The organism is Hahella sp. HNIBRBA332, assembly GCF_030719035.1.
Lineage (GTDB): Bacteria > Pseudomonadota > Gammaproteobacteria > Pseudomonadales > Oleiphilaceae > Hahella.
On sequence record NZ_CP132203.1, the window covers coordinates 1,764,664 to 1,785,470 of the forward strand.

General features: G+C 58.5%; 16 protein-coding genes. 15 read left to right on the top strand and 1 reads right to left on the bottom strand.

What is annotated here, in order from left to right; genetic code table 11:
- Positions 1 to 21: 21 nt before the first annotated feature.
- The 5 genes from gcvH to gcvT all read left to right on the top strand — a co-directional run bounded on the left by gcvH (position 22) and on the right by gcvT (position 7,309).
- On the top strand, positions 22 to 396 hold the full coding sequence (gene gcvH, locus O5O45_RS08250; RefSeq protein ID WP_371747978.1) for a glycine cleavage system protein GcvH: 375 nt from the start codon (positions 22 to 24) through the stop codon (positions 394 to 396).
- A 4-nt stretch (positions 397 to 400) separates the two neighbouring features.
- Positions 401 to 3,283 (top strand): aminomethyl-transferring glycine dehydrogenase, encoded by a 2,883-nt coding sequence (gene gcvP / locus O5O45_RS08255; RefSeq protein ID WP_305904740.1) that lies wholly within the window; start codon positions 401 to 403, stop codon positions 3,281 to 3,283.
- A gap of 71 nt (positions 3,284 to 3,354) precedes the next feature.
- Positions 3,355 to 4,635, top strand: coding sequence for a serine hydroxymethyltransferase (gene glyA / locus O5O45_RS08260; RefSeq protein ID WP_011397654.1), 1,281 nt, complete (start codon positions 3,355 to 3,357; stop codon positions 4,633 to 4,635).
- 74 nt (positions 4,636 to 4,709) lie between these two features.
- Positions 4,710 to 6,089 (top strand): L-serine ammonia-lyase, encoded by a 1,380-nt coding sequence (locus tag O5O45_RS08265; protein WP_305904741.1) that lies wholly within the window; start codon positions 4,710 to 4,712, stop codon positions 6,087 to 6,089.
- A gap of 89 nt (positions 6,090 to 6,178) precedes the next feature.
- Positions 6,179 to 7,309, top strand: a complete 1,131-nt coding sequence (gene gcvT, locus O5O45_RS08270; RefSeq protein WP_305904742.1) for a glycine cleavage system aminomethyltransferase GcvT — start codon at positions 6,179 to 6,181, stop codon at positions 7,307 to 7,309.
- Here the strand turns inward: gcvT and O5O45_RS08275 are convergent.
- Positions 7,297 to 8,175: a substrate-binding periplasmic protein gene (locus tag O5O45_RS08275; RefSeq protein WP_305904743.1), complete on the bottom strand. Its 879-nt coding sequence runs from the start codon at positions 8,173 to 8,175 to the stop codon at positions 7,297 to 7,299. The genes gcvT and O5O45_RS08275 overlap by 13 nt on opposite strands.
- Positions 8,176 to 8,574: 399 nt before the next feature.
- On the opposite strand from O5O45_RS08275, the gene O5O45_RS08280 reads away from it, so the two are divergent.
- The 10 genes from O5O45_RS08280 (at position 8,575) to cheB (ending at position 20,800) form a co-directional block, all read left to right on the top strand.
- Positions 8,575 to 10,020 carry a DUF2868 domain-containing protein gene (locus O5O45_RS08280; protein ID WP_305904744.1) on the top strand — a complete coding sequence of 482 codons (1,446 nt, stop codon included), beginning with the start codon at positions 8,575 to 8,577 and terminating at the stop codon, positions 10,018 to 10,020.
- A complete protein-coding gene (locus O5O45_RS08285) occupies positions 10,013 to 11,428 on the top strand; it encodes a GTPase/DUF3482 domain-containing protein (RefSeq protein WP_305904745.1) in 1,416 nt (471 codons plus the stop codon). The genes O5O45_RS08280 and O5O45_RS08285 overlap by 8 nt, the downstream gene beginning before the upstream one ends.
- 50 nt (positions 11,429 to 11,478) lie before the next feature.
- Positions 11,479 to 11,799 carry a DUF4156 domain-containing protein gene (locus O5O45_RS08290; RefSeq protein ID WP_041598750.1) on the top strand — a complete coding sequence of 107 codons (321 nt, stop codon included), beginning with the start codon at positions 11,479 to 11,481 and terminating at the stop codon, positions 11,797 to 11,799.
- A gap of 78 nt (positions 11,800 to 11,877) precedes the next feature.
- The gene (locus O5O45_RS08295) at positions 11,878 to 12,459 is read left to right on the top strand and encodes an HAD family hydrolase (protein ID WP_305904746.1); all 582 of its coding nucleotides are present in this window, start codon (positions 11,878 to 11,880) and stop codon (positions 12,457 to 12,459) included.
- Between the two features lie 268 nt (positions 12,460 to 12,727).
- Positions 12,728 to 13,198 (top strand): chemotaxis protein CheW, encoded by a 471-nt coding sequence (locus O5O45_RS08300; protein WP_305904747.1) that lies wholly within the window; start codon positions 12,728 to 12,730, stop codon positions 13,196 to 13,198.
- Positions 13,173 to 14,768: a CheR family methyltransferase gene (locus tag O5O45_RS08305; RefSeq protein ID WP_305904748.1), complete on the top strand. Its 1,596-nt coding sequence runs from the start codon at positions 13,173 to 13,175 to the stop codon at positions 14,766 to 14,768. Before O5O45_RS08300 ends, O5O45_RS08305 begins: the two co-directional genes overlap by 26 nt.
- A 41-nt stretch (positions 14,769 to 14,809) precedes the next feature.
- The gene (locus tag O5O45_RS08310; RefSeq protein WP_305904749.1) at positions 14,810 to 15,412 is read left to right on the top strand and encodes a chemotaxis protein CheW; all 603 of its coding nucleotides are present in this window, start codon (positions 14,810 to 14,812) and stop codon (positions 15,410 to 15,412) included.
- A 3-nt stretch (positions 15,413 to 15,415) separates the two neighbouring features.
- Positions 15,416 to 17,161 carry a methyl-accepting chemotaxis protein gene (locus O5O45_RS08315; RefSeq protein ID WP_305904750.1) on the top strand — a complete coding sequence of 582 codons (1,746 nt, stop codon included), beginning with the start codon at positions 15,416 to 15,418 and terminating at the stop codon, positions 17,159 to 17,161.
- A gap of 108 nt (positions 17,162 to 17,269) precedes the next feature.
- The gene (locus O5O45_RS08320) at positions 17,270 to 19,693 is read left to right on the top strand and encodes a hybrid sensor histidine kinase/response regulator (protein ID WP_305904751.1); all 2,424 of its coding nucleotides are present in this window, start codon (positions 17,270 to 17,272) and stop codon (positions 19,691 to 19,693) included.
- 54 nt (positions 19,694 to 19,747) lie between these two features.
- Positions 19,748 to 20,800: a chemotaxis-specific protein-glutamate methyltransferase CheB gene (gene cheB, locus O5O45_RS08325; protein WP_305904752.1), complete on the top strand. Its 1,053-nt coding sequence runs from the start codon at positions 19,748 to 19,750 to the stop codon at positions 20,798 to 20,800.
- Positions 20,801 to 20,807: the final 7 nt, after the last annotated feature.

The following is a 20,807-nucleotide window of genomic DNA, read 5'->3' on the forward strand; positions in this document are numbered from 1 at the left end:
CAATTGAGGAGTATGTTACGTATGAGCGGTCTGAAATTCACTGAAGATCACGAGTGGTTGTCCATGGAATCCGATGAAGTCGGTGTTGTGGGCATTACAGATTACGCACAGGCGCAACTGGGCGATCTGGTGTTCGTGGAGCTGCCCGAAGTGGGCCGTGAAGTCAGCCAGGGCGAAGATATCGGCGTAGTGGAGTCGGTGAAAACCGCCAGCGATATCAAGAGCCCCGTCAGCGGTGTCGTAGTCGCCGTGAACGAAGCGCTGAGCGATGATCCAGGTAAAGTGAACGAAGATCCTACTGGAGAAGGCTGGATTTACAAAATCTCCCTTTCCAATGCTTCTGAAGTTGAGTCGCTGATGGATGACGCGGCTTATAAGGCGCTGACAGGAGAGTAATATCATGAGCGATACACGCGAAACTCTGGCTGAACTGGAGCAGCGGGACGCTTTCATCGGCCGCCACATCGGCCCGGATGAAGCGGAAAAGACCACCATGTTGAACGCGCTGGGCGTGGCCGACATGGAAACGCTGATCAGCAAGACTGTTCCTGAAACCATCCGCATCCAGGAAGGTCTCGAACTCGACGGCCCTTGCACCGAAGCGCAGGCGCTGGCGGAACTGAAAGCCTTCGCTGAACGTAACAAAGTTTTCAAAACCTACATCGGCATGGGTTACTACAACACCCTGACGCCGACCGTTATCCTCCGTAACGTACTGGAAAACCCCGCCTGGTATACCGCTTATACTCCGTACCAGCCGGAAATCTCTCAGGGCCGCCTGGAAGCGCTGTTGAACTTCCAAACCATGATCGGCGACCTCACCGGTATGGAAATGGCCAACGCGTCTCTGTTGGACGAAGGCACTGCGGCGGCGGAAGCCATGACCATGTGTCGCCGGGTCAACGGCAAGAACAAGAGCAATGTATTCTTCGTCGCGGAAGACTGCCTGCCGCAGACAATCGAAGTAGTAAAAGGCCGCGCTGAGCCTCTGGGCATCGAAGTCGTGGTCGGCGATCCTCTGAAAGATCTGCAGAACCGCGACTACTTTGCGGTGCTTCTGCAATATCCGGGCGTCAACGGCGATGTCCGCGATTACCGCGAACTGATCAAAACCGTTCACGAAGCCAACGCACTGGCGATCATGGCGGCGGATATCCTGTCTCTGACCCTGTTGACGCCTCCGGGCGAACTGGGCGCTGATATCGCTATCGGCAACAGTCAGCGTTTCGGCGTGCCCTTGTTCTTCGGGGGCCCCCACGCGGCTTACATCGCCACCAAAGACGAGTACAAGCGTTCTCTGCCTGGTCGTCTGGTGGGCGTTTCTGTTGACGCCAATGGCGACAAAGCCTACCGCTTGGCGCTGCAGACCCGTGAACAGCACATTCGTCGTCAGAACGCGACCTCAAACATCTGCACCGCGCAGGCGCTGCTGGCGATTACCGCCTCCATGTACGGCGCTTACCACGGCCCGGAAGGGCTCAAACGCATCGCCCGTCGCGTGCATCGTCTGACCACTATTCTGGCGGAAGGCCTGAAGCAGGCGGGACGCACCGTCAACACCACGCATTTCTTTGACACTGTGTCCGTCGCCACTGGCGGCGATACAGACGTGGTCTATCAAGCCGCTCTGCAGCAGAAGATCAACCTGCGGCGCATCGATGATAAAACCCTGGGCGTTTCATTGGACGAAACCACTACCCGCGAAGATGTCGCCGCACTTTTACAGGTATTCGCCTCCGGCAAGCCGGTTGCGGATGTCGCGACGCTGGACGCTTCCGCCAAGGATGCGATTCCAGCGGAGCTGAGCCGTCAAAGCGCATTCATGACGCACACGGTATTCAACCGTTACCACTCTGAAACGGAAATGCTGCGTTATCTGCGCCGTCTGGCGGATAAAGACCTGGCGCTTGACCGCACCATGATCCCGCTGGGCTCCTGCACCATGAAGCTGAACGCCACCACGGAAATGACCCCGGTGAGCTGGGAAGGTTTCTGCGCGATTCACCCCTTTGCGCCGTTGGATCAAACTGAAGGCTATCGCGCCCTGATCGCTGATCTGGAACGTATGCTCAGCGCAGCGACCGGTTATGCGGCGTTCTCTTTGCAGCCCAATGCGGGCTCTCAGGGCGAATACGCTGGCCTGCTGGCGATCCGCGCTTATCATCAAAGCCGCGGAGAAGGCGACCGCGACGTCTGCTTGATCCCCAATTCCGCCCACGGCACCAACCCGGCGTCAGCGCAGATGGTGGGCATGAAAGTCGTAGCGGTGAAGTGCGACGACAACGGCAACGTGGACCTGAACGATCTGCGTCTGAAAGCGGAGCAGCACAGCGCCAAACTGGCGGCGTTAATGGCGACCTATCCGTCCACTCACGGCGTGTTCGAAGAGGGCATTCGCGAAGTGTGCTCTATCGTGCATCAGCACGGCGGTCAGGTATACATTGATGGCGCTAACCTCAATGCGATGGTCGGCCTGTGTAAACCCGGTCAGTTCGGCGGCGACGTGTCGCACCTGAACCTGCACAAAACATTCTGTATTCCACACGGCGGCGGCGGCCCCGGCGTTGGCCCAATTGGCGTCGCTGCGCATCTTGCTCCGTTCCTGCCTGGCCACAGCGCCATGGGCGAGACGGCGGAAAAAGCGATTGCGCCTATCTCCGCAGCGCCTTGGGGCAGCGCGGGCATTCTGCCCATTTCCTGGACTTATATCCGCATGATGGGCGGCGAAGGTCTGACCGAAGCGACCAAGTCGGCGATTCTGAACGCCAACTACATCGCCAAGCGCCTGGAGCCGCACTATCCCGTGCTGTATACCGGTTCGCAAGGTTTCGTGGCGCATGAGTGCATTATCGACGTGCGTCCGTTCAAAGACAGCTGCGGCGTGACCGTTGACGATATCGCCAAGCGTTTGATCGACTTCGGCTTCCACGCGCCAACCATGTCATTCCCGGTTCCTGGCACGCTGATGATCGAGCCGACTGAGAGCGAATCTCTGGCGGAACTGGATCGCTTCTGCGACGCCATGATTGCTATCCGCGAGGAAATCCGCGCGATTGAGAACGGCGAGTACGACGTGGATCACAGCCCGCTGCACCATGCCCCGCACACCGCGGCGGATCTGGTGGGCGACTGGGATCGGCCCTACAGCCGCGAGCGTGGCGTGTATCCGTTGAAAGCGCTGAAAGCGGACAAATACTGGAGCCCGGTGGGTCGCATCGACAACGTGTACGGCGACCGCAACCTGGTGTGCGCATGTCCTCCGATGACTGAGTACGAGGACTAAGCAGTACTGCGGGGCGTTCACGCGTCCCGCTTCTCTGCGCAAAATAAGAATCTGAAAGAGGAACACGAGCCATGTTTACCGAAGATATGCGGATCGCTGATTACGATCCCGAGCTGTCGGCGGCCATTAATGCGGAAAAACGCCGTCAGGAAGAACACATTGAATTGATCGCCTCCGAAAACTACGTCAGCCCACGGGTGATGGAAGCGCAAGGCGGCGTCTTGACCAACAAATACGCGGAAGGCTATCCCGGCAAGCGTTATTACGGCGGCTGCGAGCACGTCGATGTCGCGGAGCAACTGGCTATCGACCGCGCCAAGCAACTGTTCGGCGCTGATTACGCCAACGTGCAACCCCATTCTGGATCACAAGCCAACGCAGGCGTGTATCTGGCCCTGGCCAAGCCTGGCGACACGATTCTGGGCATGAGTCTGGACCACGGCGGTCACCTGACCCACGGCGCCAAGCCCAACTTCTCCGGCAAAATTTTCAACGCCGTGCAGTACGGCCTGAACCCGGAAACCGGCGAAATCGACTATGATCAAGTCGAGCGTCTAGCCAAAGAACACAAGCCGAAACTGGTTATCGCAGGCTTCTCCGCTTATTCACGAGTGGTGGACTGGCAGCGTTTCCGCGACATTGCGGATAGCGTTGGCGCCTACCTGATCGTTGATATGGCGCATGTCGCCGGTCTGGTTGCGGCGGGTCTGTATCCCAGCCCGGTGCAGATCGCCGACGTCACCACGACCACCACGCATAAGACTTTGCGCGGCCCTCGCGGTGGCCTGATTCTGGCGAAGTCCAACCCAGAGATTGAGAAAAAACTGCAATCTTTGATTTTCCCTGGTATTCAGGGCGGTCCTCTGATGCACGTGATCGCCGCTAAGGCGGTAGCGTTCAAGGAAGCGTTGGAGCCTGCATTCCGCGACTACCAACAGCAAGTCGTGAATAACGCCAGAGCCATGGCGGATGCGGTGAAGGCGCGCGGCTACAAAGTCGTCAGCGGCGGCACGGACAATCACCTGTTCCTGATCGATCTGATCGATAAGGGCGTGACCGGTAAAGACGCCGACGCTGCATTAGGCCGCGCGTACATTACCGTCAACAAAAATACGGTGCCGAACGACCCACAATCGCCGTTCGTGACTTCCGGTCTGCGTATCGGTACGCCAGGCGTCACCACTCGCGGCTTCAAAGAAAAAGAAGTTGTGGAGCTGGCGAACTGGATTTGCGATGTGCTGGACAATATGGGCGATGAAAGCGTCGTAGAGAAGGTCCGCGAGAAGGTGCTGAGCATCTGTCGCGATTTCCCTGTCTACCGCGCTAACGCCAAATCCGGAGCCGCCCTATGAGGCGCTCCGGTCTCTCCGTCCGCATAGCGGGCGGGTTTCTCAAGGTTTCACAGCTCCGTGGCGAGTGATGATTTATGGCTGTAAGCGTTTTTGATTTGCTCAAAATAGGCATTGGTCCTTCCAGTTCCCATACCGTGGGACCTATGAAGGCGGTGCGTCAATTCCTGCAGGGATTGCAGCGGGACAGCCTGCTGGAGCAGGTTATCACTATCAAGGCGGAATTATTTGGCTCTCTGGCCGCCACCGGTAAGGGGCACGGCTCCGACAAAGCGGTGATGCTGGGCCTAGAGGGAGAAACACCCGAGGACGTCGATACGGATGACGTGGAAGCGAAGATTGAACGTATTCGCACCCGTCGCCGCATCCGTCTGTTGGGGCTGCACGAAGTCGACTTCGTGGAGAAAGAACATCTGCTGATGAACAAGCGCGCGACCTTGCCTTATCACCCCAACGGCATGCGTTTTACGGCGTTTAATCATGGCGCGGTGGCTCTGCGTACGCGGACGTATTATTCCGTAGGCGGCGGCTTCGTTCTGGACGAGGACGCGGTGGGCGAAGACAAGATCGTTCCCGACACCACGCCGCTGCCATACGCTTTCCGCACGGCGGCGCAGTTGCTGGAGCACTGTCGCGCCACGGGATACAGCATCAGCCGTATCATGATGGAGAACGAAAAGACCTGGCGCAGCGAAGAAGAAGTGCGCAAGGGGCTGCTGCGCATCTGGCAGGTAATGCAGGATTGCGTGGAGAACGGCTGCCGTAAAGAGGGCATTTTGCCTGGCGGTCTGAAAGTGAAGCGTCGTGCGGCGGAACTGCATCGCGCGCTGTCAAAGCGGCCGGAGTCCGCCATGAAGGATCCGCTGAACGTTCTCGACTGGGTGAATTTGTATGCGCTGGCGGTGAATGAAGAAAACGCTGCGGGCGGCAGAGTGGTGACGGCGCCGACGAACGGCGCGGCGGGCATTATTCCTGCAGTATTGCACTACTACGACCGGTTCGTTGGCGGCGCCAATGAAGACGGCATTGTGCGTTTTCTGCTGACAGCGGCCGCTATTGGCGTGCTGTACAAAGAAGGCGCTTCTATTTCCGGCGCCGAAGTCGGCTGTCAGGGTGAAGTGGGTGTGGCCTGCTCCATGGCGGCAGGCGCGTTGGCGGAGGTGCTCGGTGGAACGCCTCAGCAGGTGGAGAACGCCGCGGAAGTCGGCATGGAACATAACCTTGGCCTGACCTGCGATCCTATTGGCGGCTTGGTGCAGGTGCCCTGCATCGAGCGCAACGCCATGGGCTCGGTGAAAGCGATCAACGCCGCGCGTATCGCGCTGCGGGGAGACGGAAGTCACTTCGTTTCCCTGGACAAGGTGATCAAAACCATGAAAGCCACCGGCGCTGACATGAAGACCAAATATAAAGAGACCGCTCGCGGCGGCCTCGCGGTAAACGTAATCGAATGCTGATGCGCCGGTCCTTCGGGACCGGCTTCGGCGACCATAGAATTTCATGCGAACAATGGCGTCCCCAGTGACGCCTTTAGGGAGACGAAGCAATGGCTGAAAGTCAGAACAACGCCGAAATGGCGAAAACCCCGTTGTATGATCTGCACGTGGAGTGCGGGGCGAAGATGGTTGAATTCGCAGGCTACGCCATGCCGGTGACATTCCCCGCAGGCATTATCAAAGAACATTTGCACACCCGCGCCAAGGCCGGTCTGTTCGACGTCTCCCACATGGGGCAGGTGCGTCTCAAAGGCGCTGGCGCGGCGGAAGCGCTGGAAGCGCTGGTTCCCGGCGATATCGTTGGTCTGGAGAAGGGCGCGCAGCGCTACACGCTGTTCACCAATGACAAGGGCGGCATCCTGGACGACCTGATGGTCACCAACACTGGCGAAGATCTGTTCCTGGTGGTTAACGCCGCCTGTAAAGAGCAGGATATCGCGCATCTCCGCAAACACCTTGGCGACAAGGTGGAAATCGAAGTGCTGGAAGACCGCGCGCTGTTGGCGTTGCAAGGTCCGGCTGCGGCGGGCGTGATGGAAGAACTGGCTCCGGAACTGACCAAGCTGGTTTTCATGACTGGCGCGTGGGCGACCTTGGACGGCGCTGAGTGTTTTGTTACTCGTTCCGGCTATACCGGCGAAGACGGCTACGAAATCTCCGTCCCTGCGGATCGTGCGGAGGCGCTGGCGCGCAAATTACTGGCGCACCCGGACGTCGAGGCTATCGGCCTGGGCGCGAGAGATTCTCTGCGTCTGGAAGCCGGCCTGTGTCTGTATGGCCATGACCTGGACACGGACACCAACCTGGTGGCGGCGAACCTGAAGTGGGTGCTGTCCAAGCCGCGTCGCGCCGATGGCGAACGCGCAGGCGGTTTCCCTGGCGCGGATGTGACCCTGAGTGAATTCGCGGAAGGCTCTCCTCGCAAGCGCGTTGGTTTGGCTCCGCAAGGTCGGGCCCCAGTGCGTGAAGGCGTTGAGATTGTCAATGCGGAAGGGCAGGTGGTTGGCGTTGTGACCAGCGGCGGCTACGGTCCCAGCGTTGAGAAACCGGTGGCGATGGGCTACGTCAAAGCTGACTGTTCCGCCATGGGAACGGAGCTGAAAGCGATCGTGCGCGGTAAAGAAGTGCCGGTGACTGTCGTGTCTGCGACTTTCGTTGAGCACCGCTACTACAGAGGCTGATTCGCCACGGTAGCGCATGCGGGCGGGCAGAGAGCGGCGGGAGCCGCTTTCGCCCGCTTGGTTTCTTCCGCCGTAACGCGCCCCATATAGCGGGCGAAAACCTGTTTGTAATCCTCACTGCCTTTGAGCTGTCTGATTTTTTGCGTCACCATCTCCCTCAAGTCAGGGCTTGCCTGCTTACTCATGCTGAGATAAATATCGTAAGGCGGTATCACCGCGTCCATGTTGAGGAAGTGATAGCAATCCGATGAGGCCTCGTTTTCCTGCGCCAGGTTGTAGCGCAAACGAATTTCCATCTCCACAAATCCGTCCACGCGCCCGGCCGCCGCTAAACGAAAGCCTTGTTCATATTTTTCCACGCTTGTCAGCGTCAAGGCCCCGCGCTCTTCCAGTAAACGCAGTTCGGGGTAGCTGAAGTTATCGAGGATAGCCAGAGTCATACCCAGTAAATCGGTTTCCGTATCGATAAGCCTGGGTTGGCTATGACAGGTGAGCAAGGCGTGGTTGACGGTGAATAGTGGCTCATCCACAAAGTCTCCGACATCCGCCAATGAATTCCACACTTTGGCGTCGTAAGTCAGCCAAACCGACTGGGTGTCTTCTCTGATAATCCGGTGCAAACGGTTGACCGGCAGAGGTTTGGGGATCACGCGCAGTGGCGTGTCGCGAAAGATGATTTCCACCAGATCGGTAATAAGACCGCCGTTACTGACGCCCTCGGAAGCAATCTGAAATGGGCTGGCCAGATCCTCAACGATGTAATAGGTGATTTCACCCGAGGGCGGCGGCTCAGCCTGAGAATGTAGTGAGAAGGAAGCCAGCAAACAGTTTAGAGACGCCAACAGAACGAGCTTGGGTGCGAACATCTTTGGTACCGGCTAACGCGCTTTAAAATCTGTGGGAGAGCAATTGGTTTTGATTTGAAAAGACCAAGGCGTCTCAATGCATTGTTTGATAATAGAGTTAGCATAGCCCACTCAAAGGGCAATTGGGAGGTGGAATATCGCCAATACAGCAGGAGGCTGTGCGCAGCCTCCGACCGAGCTTGTCGTTGCGAGGAGCGAATAGGTATCATTGGCCGACCTGAAGCGCGCGGCGTCTGGCCGCTTCAGATTGTATACAGCGCAAGAAAATGACAAACAGGGAGCCGTGGGACGACGGACTCACCTGATGACTGACACGAGCCAGAGGAACCGCTTTGAAATTACACATCGCTGAATCTTATTCGTCGCAGGGGGCGTCGAATAACGTCAGAGCAGGGTTGCATGATGCCGGATAAGTTCAACGACCGGCTGCAGGCTGAAGCGATTCGGCATATTCAGGAAAACGAGGCGTATGCGGAGCTTTCGCTGCGCGAGCCTGCGCATACTTCGGGACAGGGTCTGGAGCAGCATGTATTGGACCGGGCCCGGCAGATGGGGGAAGGCGTTGCTTTGCGTCCTCGCCTGCAAAAGACGGCGGAGGCGGCGAAAAAAGTCGCCTTTGCCGCAATGGCGCTGTTGTTTTGCCTTGGCGCATTGGCGGCCCGGCAGGCCTTTGACGGCGCACAGCAAGGCAGTGTGAATTTCTTCTGGTTGTTACTGGCGCTGTTAGGCGTCAACACGCTGATGCTGGCGTTGTGGGCGGGCGGCATGGCGCTGGCGTCGCGCAAGGCTAAAACAGGTATGCTCGGCCAGACGTTGGAGTGGACGGTGGCCTACTGGATGGCCAGGCTGGGCGGCAAGAACGGCGCAGACGCCGCTGCGGCGCAGGCATGGTTCGCCGTCATGAACGCCGGGGCGTTGGGTCGCTGGAACCTCAGTCGGCTGTCTCATGCGTTATGGCTGTCCTATTTGCTGGGTGGATCGACCATGATTCTGCTCATGCTGGCCGCTCGTCAGTATGACTTTATTTGGGAAACCACCATCCTGTCCGAATCTTCATTCCAAGCTCTGACTCAAGGTCTCGCGGTGTTGCCGCAATGGCTTGGTTTCTCTTCGCCGACGTCAGAGCAAATCGCCGCCAGTCGTATTGGCGGCTCGCCAGCTGACGCTGAAGCGGCGCGTCAGGCGTGGTCAGGCTTGCTGCTGGGCGCTATGTTGACCTATGGAATCATCCCCCGTCTCTTATTGCTGGCGGCGTCCTGGGTGGCGTACGGACGTGCGCGCGCCGCTTTTCGCCTGAATCTGGCGCGCCCTTACTATGTCCGTTTGAAACAGAGGCTGATTCCGGCCACGCGAGTGCTGGGCGTGGTGGATGCGGATGACGGCGCCCGTCCTCAGACGGGCCCTGAGCCTCAACAGGCGCGTGAGGAAACCCCACCGACCCAAAGCTACTGGCTTGGGGTGGAATTGGACAACGCGCACATGGCGGCGGGGGAGAGTGTTCCCGTGGCGTTTAATCTGGGCAATGTACTGGATCGGGAAGGGCAGCATACTGCGCTGCAGCGCGCCCAGACGCTGAAACAGGCGCCATTGGTGGCTGCGGTGTCGCTGCAACGCTCCCCGGATCGCGGTTTGAAGCGGTTTCTGGCGCAACTGACGGAAGGGCGCAAATCACTGACATGGCTTGAGTTGTGCGAAACGGCGGGATATTTCGATCAGGACGAGCAGGGACGCGACATACGCATCTGCGACTGGCACCAATTAGCGGCGGAATGCGGGATAGAACCGCAACGGGTGGTGCACCGGGTGATCGGGACGCATTCCGAAGGGGAGATGAAACATGGATAATGCGACACCGTCCAAAGCGCGCGCCGGCATCGGCGGCGACCCGATTTCCGTGGCGGTGGTCGGTCACACCAACGCAGGTAAAACCTCCCTCATGCGCACCTTGCTGCGCGATCTGAAATTCGGGGTTATCTCCAATCACCCCGGCGCCACCCGGCATGTGGAGGCTGGCCAGATCCTGGTCAACGAAACGCCAGTCATCACTCTGTTCGACACGCCGGGGCTGGAGGATTCCATTGAGCTGCTGGAAGCGCTGGAACAATTACGCCCGGAGCAGGATAACGGTCTGGGACGGCTGCGCGCCTTTATCCAGGATCTGGATCGCTATCCGCAGTTCTCGCAAGAAGCCAAGGTGATCCGGCAGTTGTTGCAGGACGAGCTGATCTTCTATGTCGTGGATGTCCGTGAGCCGGTGCTCGGTAAATATCGGGATGAGCTGAAAGTGCTGAGTTTTGCTGCGCGCCCGGTGATCCCCGTGCTGAACTTTATCGCCGCGCCACGCTCCAATCTGGCGCAGTGGCGTGAGCAACTGGCGGCGTTGAACCTGCACGCCCAGGTGGAGTTCGACACGGTCGCCTTCAATTTTGAGGACGAGAAGCGTCTTTACCAGAAGATGCAGGCGCTGATGGCCGCCCGCTATGACGACCTGCAGCAGCTTATCGAAGAGCGGCAGAAGCAATGGGACTCCCAGATGGACAGCGCCGCGCAGCGCATCGCCGCCTTGTGGACGGACGTGGCCAGTTTTCGTCTGATGACGACGAATGAGGAAGCGGAAATTCAGACTGCGGCGGAGCGGATGCAGGATCAGGTGCGTAAGGCGGAGTCAGACTGCGTCGCCGACCTGCTGCAGATCTTTCGCTTCGCCGACGAGGATGTGACGATCGCCGCCTTGCCGGTACGCGATGGCGAATGGGAGCTGGATTTGTTTGATCCGGACAATATGAAGCGCATGGGCGTAGAGGCGGGTAGCGGCGCGGCCGCCGGCGCAGCGGTAGGCGTTGGCGTGGATCTGATGGCCGGCGGCGTTACGCTGGGCGCTGCGGCGGCGCTGGGCGCCCTGGCGGGGGTCGTATGGCAGACCGGACGCCGTTATCGCGAAGATTTGACCGCGGCGATACGTAAACAACGCAAGTTGTGCGTCGACGAATCCACCCTCAAAGTATTGTGGCTGCGGCAACAGTATTTATTCGAAGCGCTGCAAAAGCGGGGACATGCGTCTCAACAGCCGATGGCCCTGGCGGACGGCGGATCGCCGGAATTGCCGGGAGACTGGTCGCGCTGGTTGCGCAAGGCGCGGAGCAACCCGGAATGGTCCAGTCTGCGTCCCGGTTGCGACCTGGACGACCAAGAGCGAGTGGCGTTTATCAAGACAATAGGTTCTAATTTACCGGGTGTTCTGGTAAAAAGTTGAAAAACTTTTTAGTAAAACACTCTAACATTCTGAAAAATATGGAAGAGAAGATGAGAAAAGCAACGTTAGTATTGATTGCGACAACCTTAATGGCCTCCGGGTGTTCGTGGGTTTCTCTGACGCCGGAAGGCGAAACCGTCAAGGTGGCCAAGAGAAATGAGGTGGCGAACTGCCAGAAGCTGGGCACGACTACCTCCAATGGCGTCAGCCGCGTGGGCATACTGAGCCGCGATGAGAAGGTTATTTTCGAAGAGTTGTCTACTTTGGCGCGTAACGAAGCGGCGGCTCTGGGCGGCAATACCGTCGTTCCTGATAGTGAAATCTCCATCGACGGACGTCAGCGTTTCGCTATCTATCAGTGCCCTTACTGATCTGTATTCTGACGTCGGTTGCAGAACGAGCGGCGTCCGGCGGGCTTTGAGCGGATGATTCCGCCTGGATTGTGTCTTATGAACCTCAGCGGCGTTAAAGGATTTATCTTCGATCTGGACGGCACCTTGGTGGATTCCCGTCTGGACTTTGACGCCATGCGGCGGGAACTGGGTTTTCCTGAGGGAAAGCCCATTCTTGAGCACTTGGATACGCTGGATGATCCTGACGCCGTCGCCAGGGCCTGGACGGTGGTGGAAGCCCATGAAATCGCTGGCGCGCGCGCGGCTACCTGGATGCCGGGCGCGAAAGAACTGTTGATGTCGCTGCGGGAGCTGGATATTCCCGTGGCGATCCTGACCCGCAATATGCGTGAAGCAACCCGTATCGCCATTGAGGCGCTGGGCATTCCCGTTGAGCTGGCGCTAACCCGTGAAGACTGCAAGCCCAAGCCGCACCCTGAAGGACTGTTGCGTATCGCCGAAACCTGGGGGCTGGCCTGCGGTGAGCTGATCTATGTCGGCGATTATATTTTTGACCTGCAGGCGGCCCGTAACGCCAACATGATCGCCTGTCTTTATCTGAACGAACGTAACCACATCTACCAGGAACACGCAGACTGCGTGATCCGCGCCTTTGACGAGTTATCCCCCCGGCGCTGACTCCCCCAAAAGATGCTCTCCTCAGGTAATGACGGACTGGTCTTCCTGACGCCAGGCATTATTTTTTGTTTAACCCGCTCGTGGCGCGCCGCTTTCGTCGCCAGTAACGCCATGACGTCTCACGATCATTATGGTCCGCTTCGCACCGGGCTTCAGCGTCTCCCGCTCCTTTTCCAATCCCATAACCGCTCTAAATAGGCGCGCCCCGAGTTTGGTAATTACGCCTGGAGAGGTCTATTGTTGATATGACAGTGCAGGGAGAATTGCTATGCAAGGCGGGGAGGACATTCAGCTGCTTGTCTTTCGTTTGGACGAGAGGCCTTATGCAGTTGAATTGGCGCGAGTCAGGAAAGTGTTCAGAGCGGCGGCGATCAATCCGTTGCCGTCAGGGCCAAGGGTGATATGCGGCGTATTGAATATGCGCGGGCGGCCGGTGCCGGTGGCGGATTTGCGATTGCGCCTGGGATTGCCTCCACGCGCCACAGCGCTGGAAGACCGCTTCCTGTGGGTGCGCGCCGACGCCATGGATCTGATTCTGATCTGCGATAGCGTTGACGGCGTCAGCATATTTCCACGCTCCACTATGTTGGACGGCGCTGAGATTCCCGAACGACCGCCAATGCTGAAGGGCGTGGTCTGTCTGCCTGATGGCGTGCTTTACATCAACGACCCCGACACCTTGCTCAACCTCAGGGAAAAAGAGGAACTGGCGTATGCGCTCGCTGAGCATGATGAGTGACGCGGTGGCCATGCCCAATGCGCTCAGCCCTGACTTATTGTCGGCCTGCCAGTGGAAAATCAACGAGCTATGGGGTCTGCATTATCCTCAGGAACGCTGGTCTGATCTGGAGCGGCACCTCAAACTGGCCGCCCTGGATCTTGGTTACGACGAACCATCTGCGTTCGCCCGCGCGCTGCTCTACGACCAAATTGATGCAGCGCAGAAGGTGCGCCTGGCCACAGAGCTGGCGGTGGGCGAGACCTATTTTTTGCGCGATCCCGCCTGTTATCAGCACCTGATTCATCATTTCCTTATTCCTTTGCTTGATCAACGCCGCCGCAATGGCCAGAAACGCCTGCGCATCTGGAGCGCAGGCTGCTGCAGCGGCGAGGAAGCATACAGCCTGGCGATTCTGTTGGAAGGCCTGCTGCCTGATATCCGCGATTGGCGTGTTGAACTCATGGCCACGGATTTGGTGGCGGAATTTGTGGAGAAGGCGCAAAGCGGCAGCTACAGCGCCTGGTCGTTCCGTCAGGTCGACCCGCAATGGCGCGCCCGGTATTTCAGCCAGAGCGGCGCTAATCAGTGGACGATTCATGATCGCTTCCGGCGGCGCGTCGATTTCTTTCAGTTGAATCTGGCGCAGTCAGTTTTTCCCGACGAGAAACGAGGACTGTGCGACTGTGACGTGATTTTGTGTCGCAACGTGTTGATGTATTTCTCCCCCTCACAAGCGGCGGCGGTGCTGGACCGTTTGCAGCGCACCCTGAGCCCGGGCGGGGTATTGTTGCTATCGCCGGTGGAGAGCGTGATCTGCCAATGGGCCGGGAAGAAAGTGCACAACTGGCCGGAGGCGGTATGTCTGCGGCGGCAGGGTGAAGAGACGCGTTGGAGTCAAGCCGCGTGGGAACCCGCTGGCCCAGACCTGCAAGCGATGAATGCGCTTTCGGGACGGACTGAGCAGCATGCCAGACGCACGACGGCCGTGGATATCTCGTTAGCGGCGTCTGTTGTATCCAATACTCAGGAAAGGAAAGCCGTCTCGCGAGAGCAACAGGCGTCTGATGCGGACAATGAATGGCGCCGGGGACAAGAGGCTTATAGCGAAGGCGATTATGACGCCGCCGTGCGATTTTTGGAACGCTTTACTGCCTGCACAGGCCTATCGCTGCGTCAGCAGGCGGACGCCGCCATTCTCATCGCCCGCAGCCACGCCAACCGTCATCGCATACAAGAGGCGGAAGACTGGGCTAATCAGGCCATTCGATTGGATCGGTTGCAGCCGGCCGCCTATTGGCTGTTGGCGTCTTTGCATATTGGACGTTCTGAGCGTCGCCAGGCGTTGGAGGCGCTGATTCGGGTGATCTATCTGCAACCGGATTTCATTATGGCCCACTATCTCAGCGGCATTTTGTGTATGCGATTGGGGCAACCTGAGCGCGCTTTGCGCTGTCTGCGAAACTGCAGGGAGCTGCTGGCGTCCGTGGCGCCGGAGCAGCCACTGGAGGAAGGGGAAGGGCTGACGGCGGGAGATCTGCTGGAACTGGTGCGAGGCGCGTTTGACGATATCGCCGGCGATATCAAATGAGGCGTATTGCGCCTGAAGGACTGTAAGGAAGGAGGGCGGAGTTGAAAGGTTCAACTTACACCGACTGGGAAGCGTTAAAGCGCAATCTGCAGCAGGTGGAGCAGTTTCTGGCGAATGAGTTCAATCCGTCGCCGGATTCCGCCAGAGCGCGGCTGCAGGAGCGCGCGCGCGAGTTGGCGGAGCCGGAGAAGGAAGAAGACGAGTCGGACCGCATGGAAGCCCTGGTGTTTGAGCTGGCTCAGGAAGTTTACGCCCTGGAGCCGGAGTTTATCGCGGAAGTCACGCCACTTAAGCCGCCGACGCCTATTCCCTGTACGCCTCCCTATGTGCTGGGAGTGATCGGCGTGCGTGGGCGCATCGTATCAGTGTTAGACCTTCGCGTGTTCTTCGATCTGCCGTTGAAAGGCCTTTCGGATCGTAATTCTGTCGTTGTGTTGTCGCAGGAAGGCCGTGAATTCGGACTGCTGACCGACCGGGTGACCGGCATTCGCATATTATCGCGGAAGCGCCTGAACACCCGGCTTGAGCATTTGAGCGGTGTGCGCAAAGAATATCTGCTGGGGGTGACTCCCTCCCACTGGGCGGTGCTTGATGCATACAAGTTACTTCATGACGCCCGATTGATCGTCAACGACAGGATATAGGATATGTTCTATCGCAACCTGAAGACCGCCAATAAGCTGATTCTGGCATTCAGCTCCATCGCAGTGATTGTGGTGGGCTCCTTGATCATCGCTTTCCAGGGGCTGCAGCAGATTCAGCAGTCGCAACAGCAAATTTTCGACGACCAGTTCGCCCAGCACATGCGCATCAAGGACTTAATGATCAACATCAACGAGAATCGGGCGTTGATGTTGAAAATGGTGATGCAGCGCGGCGCCGGCGGCGTGCTGCTGGATGAGGTCAAGCGCAGCAGTTTGCAGGGAGAGAAGTTATTGGGTGAGCTCAATGCCGACGCGGTGCGCGCCAGTGAAGCTCAAGGGTTGTTGCAGAAATTGCGGGATCAGTGGATGGCGTTTTCCAGCACCCGGGAGAAAACCATTATTCCATTGATAGCGTCCGGCGATTTTGACGCCGCCGCGACGGTATTGACCAACGAGCAGGCGGAGCGCATCACGCAGATACGCGAGCTGGGCGAACAGATTATTCACTTGGGCGAACGCAATATTCAGCAGGCTCTGGCGGAGTCAGAAGCGACGGTGGAGGAGCAACGACGGACCATCATTATTGTCATTGCAGTGATATTGGCGCTGATGGCGGCCATCGTGTGGTTGACCTCTAAAGCGATTGCGGGCCCTCTGGCCGATCTGACGCAATGGGCGGAACAGATCGCGGAGGGCGATTTGATGTACGGAAGGGAATTCGAGAAACGGGAAGACGAAGTCGGCATGCTGAGTCAGGCGTTCAGCCGTATGGGAGAGTATCTGCGCGAACTGGCGAAAACTTCCGAAGCCATCACCAAGGGAGACCTGACAGTGAGCGTCACGCCTCGTTCAGGGCGGGATATTTTAGGCAATGCGTTTTCCGCCATGATCAACAATTTGCAGAGCCTCACCGCCGACTTGAAAGAAGGGGTGGCGGTGCTCTCCACCGCAAGTCAGGAAATTATGGCGTCAACCGGGCAGGTCGCCGCCAGCGCCCAGGAAACCGCCACCGCCATCAGCGAAATCACCACTACGGTGGAAGAAGTCAAACAAACGGCCTCCGTATCCAACCAGAAAGCCAAGCATGTCACTGAGGCCGCGCAACGCACCCTGCAGGTGTCCCAGGACGGACGCAAGGCGGTGGAGGCGACTCAGGACAGCATGAGCCAAATCCGGCAACAGATGCATGCCGTGGCGGAAAGCATCGTACGTTTGAGCGAGCAGAGTCAGGCCATTGCAGAGATAGTCGCTACGGTTAACGATCTGGCGGAGCAGTCTAACCTGTTGGGGGTCAACGCCTCCATTGAAGCGGTCAAGTCCGGCGAACAGGGGCGTGGTTTTTCAGTGGTGGCGCAGGAAGTGAAAACCCTGGCGGATCAGTCCAAACAGGCTACCGGTCAGGTGCGCAACATCCTCAATGATATCCAGCGCGCCATGAATAAGGCGGTGATGGTGGCGGAACAGAGCAGTAAGGCGGTGGATGGCGGTTACCAGCAGGCGCAGCTGTCTGGGGACGCCATTCGCATGCTGGCGGACAGTATCGAAGAATCTTCCGGCGCAGCGCTGCAGATCGCGGCTTCCAGCCAGCAGCAACTGGTGGGAATGGATCAGGTGGCGAGCGCGATGGAGAGCATCAAGAAAGCCAGCCAGGACAATGTGGAGGGCACCAAACAGGCGGAGCAGGCGGCGCGTAATCTGCATCAATTGGGATTGCGCATGCAGAATCGGATTGCGCAGTTCAATGCCTGAGCGACACCAAATGCGCGCTGGCTTGAGGCTTTGGAAAAGGCTTTGCTGGGCGGGAAATAATGGGGATCGGACAGAGACGTTGGTCGGGCATGCAGGGTGGAAAGACGTATGCAGGACAGAAATGAAGCGCTGAAGAAGCGGTTGCTGGAGGCTTTCCGTATGGAAGCCGGCGATCGCATGCGAATCCTGGCGGATGCCTTCGCCATGCCTGCTGACGCCTTCGACACTGCGCTGGTGGAAAGCGTATTCCGGGAGGTGCATAGCCTCAAAGGCGCCGCCAGAGCGGTATCCCTGGGAGCGGTGGAGAAACTCTGCCAGGCCTGGGAAACGCTGCTTGCTGATATCAAACGTAGCGGCGCTGGCGTCAGCGAAACGCAGCTCAGCGTCAATCGTAAGTGCCATGGTCTGTTGCGTCGGTTAATGGCGGACGCGGCCGCTATCCCCAATGACCAGCTCACGGATTTCTGCCGGCGCATCGAACGGGGCGAAGATCTGGCAGGTCCGGATCCTGCCGAGCGTCAGGCTCAGGATCTGACCTCAGACGACACTGAGCCGCCCGTGCAGGAAGAATCGAAAGTCTCCCTGCCGCCAGTTGAAGTCAGCCCCGCCCCCGCGTCAGTTTCAGCCCAACCCATAGAGGAAGAGGTCGCCGAGTCAAACGAAACCGTATCGTCGAATGAGACGGGGCGGCAAACTATGCGTCGGCAGTCTCCCGAGCTGGCCGGGTTGACGGGCGGCAGCGGTATGTTGCGTATCAAGGCGGAGCATCTGGATGAACTGATGTATCAGGTTGAGGACTTGCAGCAGGCCAAGCTGGAGGCGACGCAAGCCTGTTTAATGCTGAAAGAGGCGGTGGCCGGGTTCACGGAATGGCGCAAGCATCGGCATGAAATCACCACCGCCGCCCGTCAGTTACGGACGCATATCGAGCACGAGGCTGAACGTCAGGCGAGCCGCGATCAGGTGTTGGCGTCGATGGAGCGAGAACAACAGATCCTGATTGACTTCAGCGTCTGGGCGTCGGACTTCCTGGGGCAGTGGGAATACCGGCTCAGCCAGTTGGCCAAAACTTCAGAAAAAGTCGCCAGAGGCGTGGCCACGGTTGCGGACGGCATGCATTCGCAGATGCAGGCGGTGCTGCTGTTGCCTTGTTCTATGCTAGTGGAAGGCCTGCCGGCCATGGTGCAGGACATTGCGGACGCCCTGGGTAAAAAAGTGCGCCTGCGCTACTCAGGAGAAACGTTACAAGTGGACAAGCGAGTGCTGGATGAGCTGAAGAGTCCGCTGCAACACATGCTGCGTAACGCCGTTGATCATGGCGTGGAGACGCCCGCGCGCCGCCGTGAGCTGGGTAAAGCGGAATGCGCGCAAATCGAACTGGATTTCATGCAGGAAAATGCTGGCCTGTTTGTGGTGAGAATTCGCGATGATGGCGTTGGTTTCGACCCCGTTAAACTGAAAACCAAAGCCATCGCCCAGAAGGTGCTGGATGAGGACAAAGCCGCCGCGATGAGCGACAAAGACGCGGCGCAACTGGCGTTCACTTCCGGTGTGTCCACCAGCAACATCATAACCGACCTGTCCGGACGCGGTTTGGGATTAGCCATCGTTCGCGAGAAGGTAGAGCGCCTTGGCGGCCGCATCCATTTGGAAACGACGCCTGGTAGCGGGTCCACCATCACGCTGCAGGCGCCGACCAGTATGGCGACCTATCGGGCGTTGTTGGTGCGAGTGGAGGACCAGTTGATGGCGATTCCCGCGCAGTCGGTGGAGCGGGTGCTGCGTCTGCCCCAGGAAGAAGTCAAAAGCGTGGAAAACCGGCTTTCCTTTACTTTGCATAACGAAGCTAATCCGCTGTGGCGGCTATCGGATATTCTCGGGCTGGGCGCTTCCGCCTCCGCGCCGGACAAGGCCGCTTGCGTGCAAGTGGCGGTGATGAGCGTCAACGGCGATCGCTTTGGTCTGATGGTGGACGAAGTCATCGGCGATCACGAAGTGATTATCAAACCGCTGGGGCCTCAGCTACTGCGCGTGCGTAATATTCTTGGCGCGACGCAGATAGGGGACGGCCGCATCGTGCCTATCCTGCATCCGTTTGATCTTTATAAAAGCGCCTGCAATACAGACTCCGCGCCGCTCCAGATGGGGGACATGGAGGAGCTGCGCCGGCGTAAGCGCATTTTGGTCGCGGAAGACTCCGTGACGTCGCGGGGATTATTGAAAACCATCCTGGAAAGCGCCGGCTATGAAGCCGTAACCGCCAACGACGGCGTTGAGGCCTGGGAAGCGCTGAAACAGGGCGCATTCGATCTGATGGTGTCGGATATCGAAATGCCTCGTCTGGATGGTTTCGGATTAACCGCGAAGGTGCGCGCAGACCGCCGCTTCGCGGAGTTGCCGGTAGTGTTGGTCACCGCTTTGCAGAGCCCTGAGGACAAAGAGCGGGGCATGGAGGCGGGCGCCAACGCCTATATCGTAAAAAGCGGTTTTGATCAGGCCAATTTGCTGGAGATTATCCGCCAGTTGCTCTGATTTCAGGGGCGGGCGCAGGATGGCCTGTCGACAACGGGAGAAGAGGTGACAACGATGGATGTGTTGATAGTGGACGACTCGCCTGTTATCAGACAGCTGCTGCGCCACATCATTGAAGAAGGTGGAATGCGGGTGATCGGTGAAGCGTCGAATGGCGCGGAAGCGCTGCGCTGTATCGCCAGACGCAGACCGGATGTGATCACTATGGATATTCACATGCCGGTGATGGATGGGTTGGAAGCGTCGCGAAGAATCATGGAGGAATACCCGACGCCAATTGTGGTGGTGACCGCCAGTTACAGTCTGGGAGACGCGGTGACCGCTATGCAGGTACTGGAGGCTGGCGCTATTACCGTTACGCCGAAGCCGCAGGGCCCCGGCCACCCGGATTTTGAGCGAGACGCGGAAGGCTTGGTGAGAACCATTCGCCTCATCAGCGAAGTCAAAGTGGTGAGGCGATTTCGTCGTGAAGAAAGGCGCACGACGACGCGGCCGCCGCCTTCAGTTGGGTTGGATCAGGACCATGAAGGCATACAGCCGGGCGTGATTGCGATCGGCGCATCCACCGGCGGCCCGGTGGCGTTGAAGGAGCTGCTACAGGCGATGTCGCGGAATACGTCTTGTCCGGTGCTGGTGGTGCAGCATATATCGCCGGGTTTTCTGACCAGCTTTTGTGAGTGGCTCAATCAGGTGTCGGCGCTGCCGGTCAGCATCGGCGAGTATGGCGAGCGAGCGGAGCGAGGGCGAGTGTATCTGGCGCCGGACGGCTGCCACATGGAGGTGGATCGATCCTGCCGCATCAGTCTGGTGAATGGGGATCGCGACGAGACGCTGTGTCCGTCTGTGTCGCGTCTATTCAGCAGCGTCGCCAAAAACTTCGGCAGGAACGCGGTGGTCGTGTTGCTGTCGGGGATGGGGCGCGATGGCGCTGCGGAAATGGCGGAACTGCATCGGCTGGGAGCCCTGACCATTGCGCAGGATCCCGCCACGGTCGTAGTGAACGGCATGCCAGGGGAGGCGGTGAAGCTGGGCGCGGCCCGGCACGTATTGAGTCCTCCGCGCATCGCTGCGCTGCTAAACGAATTACCGGTACAAAGCTGCGTCTGATTTGCAT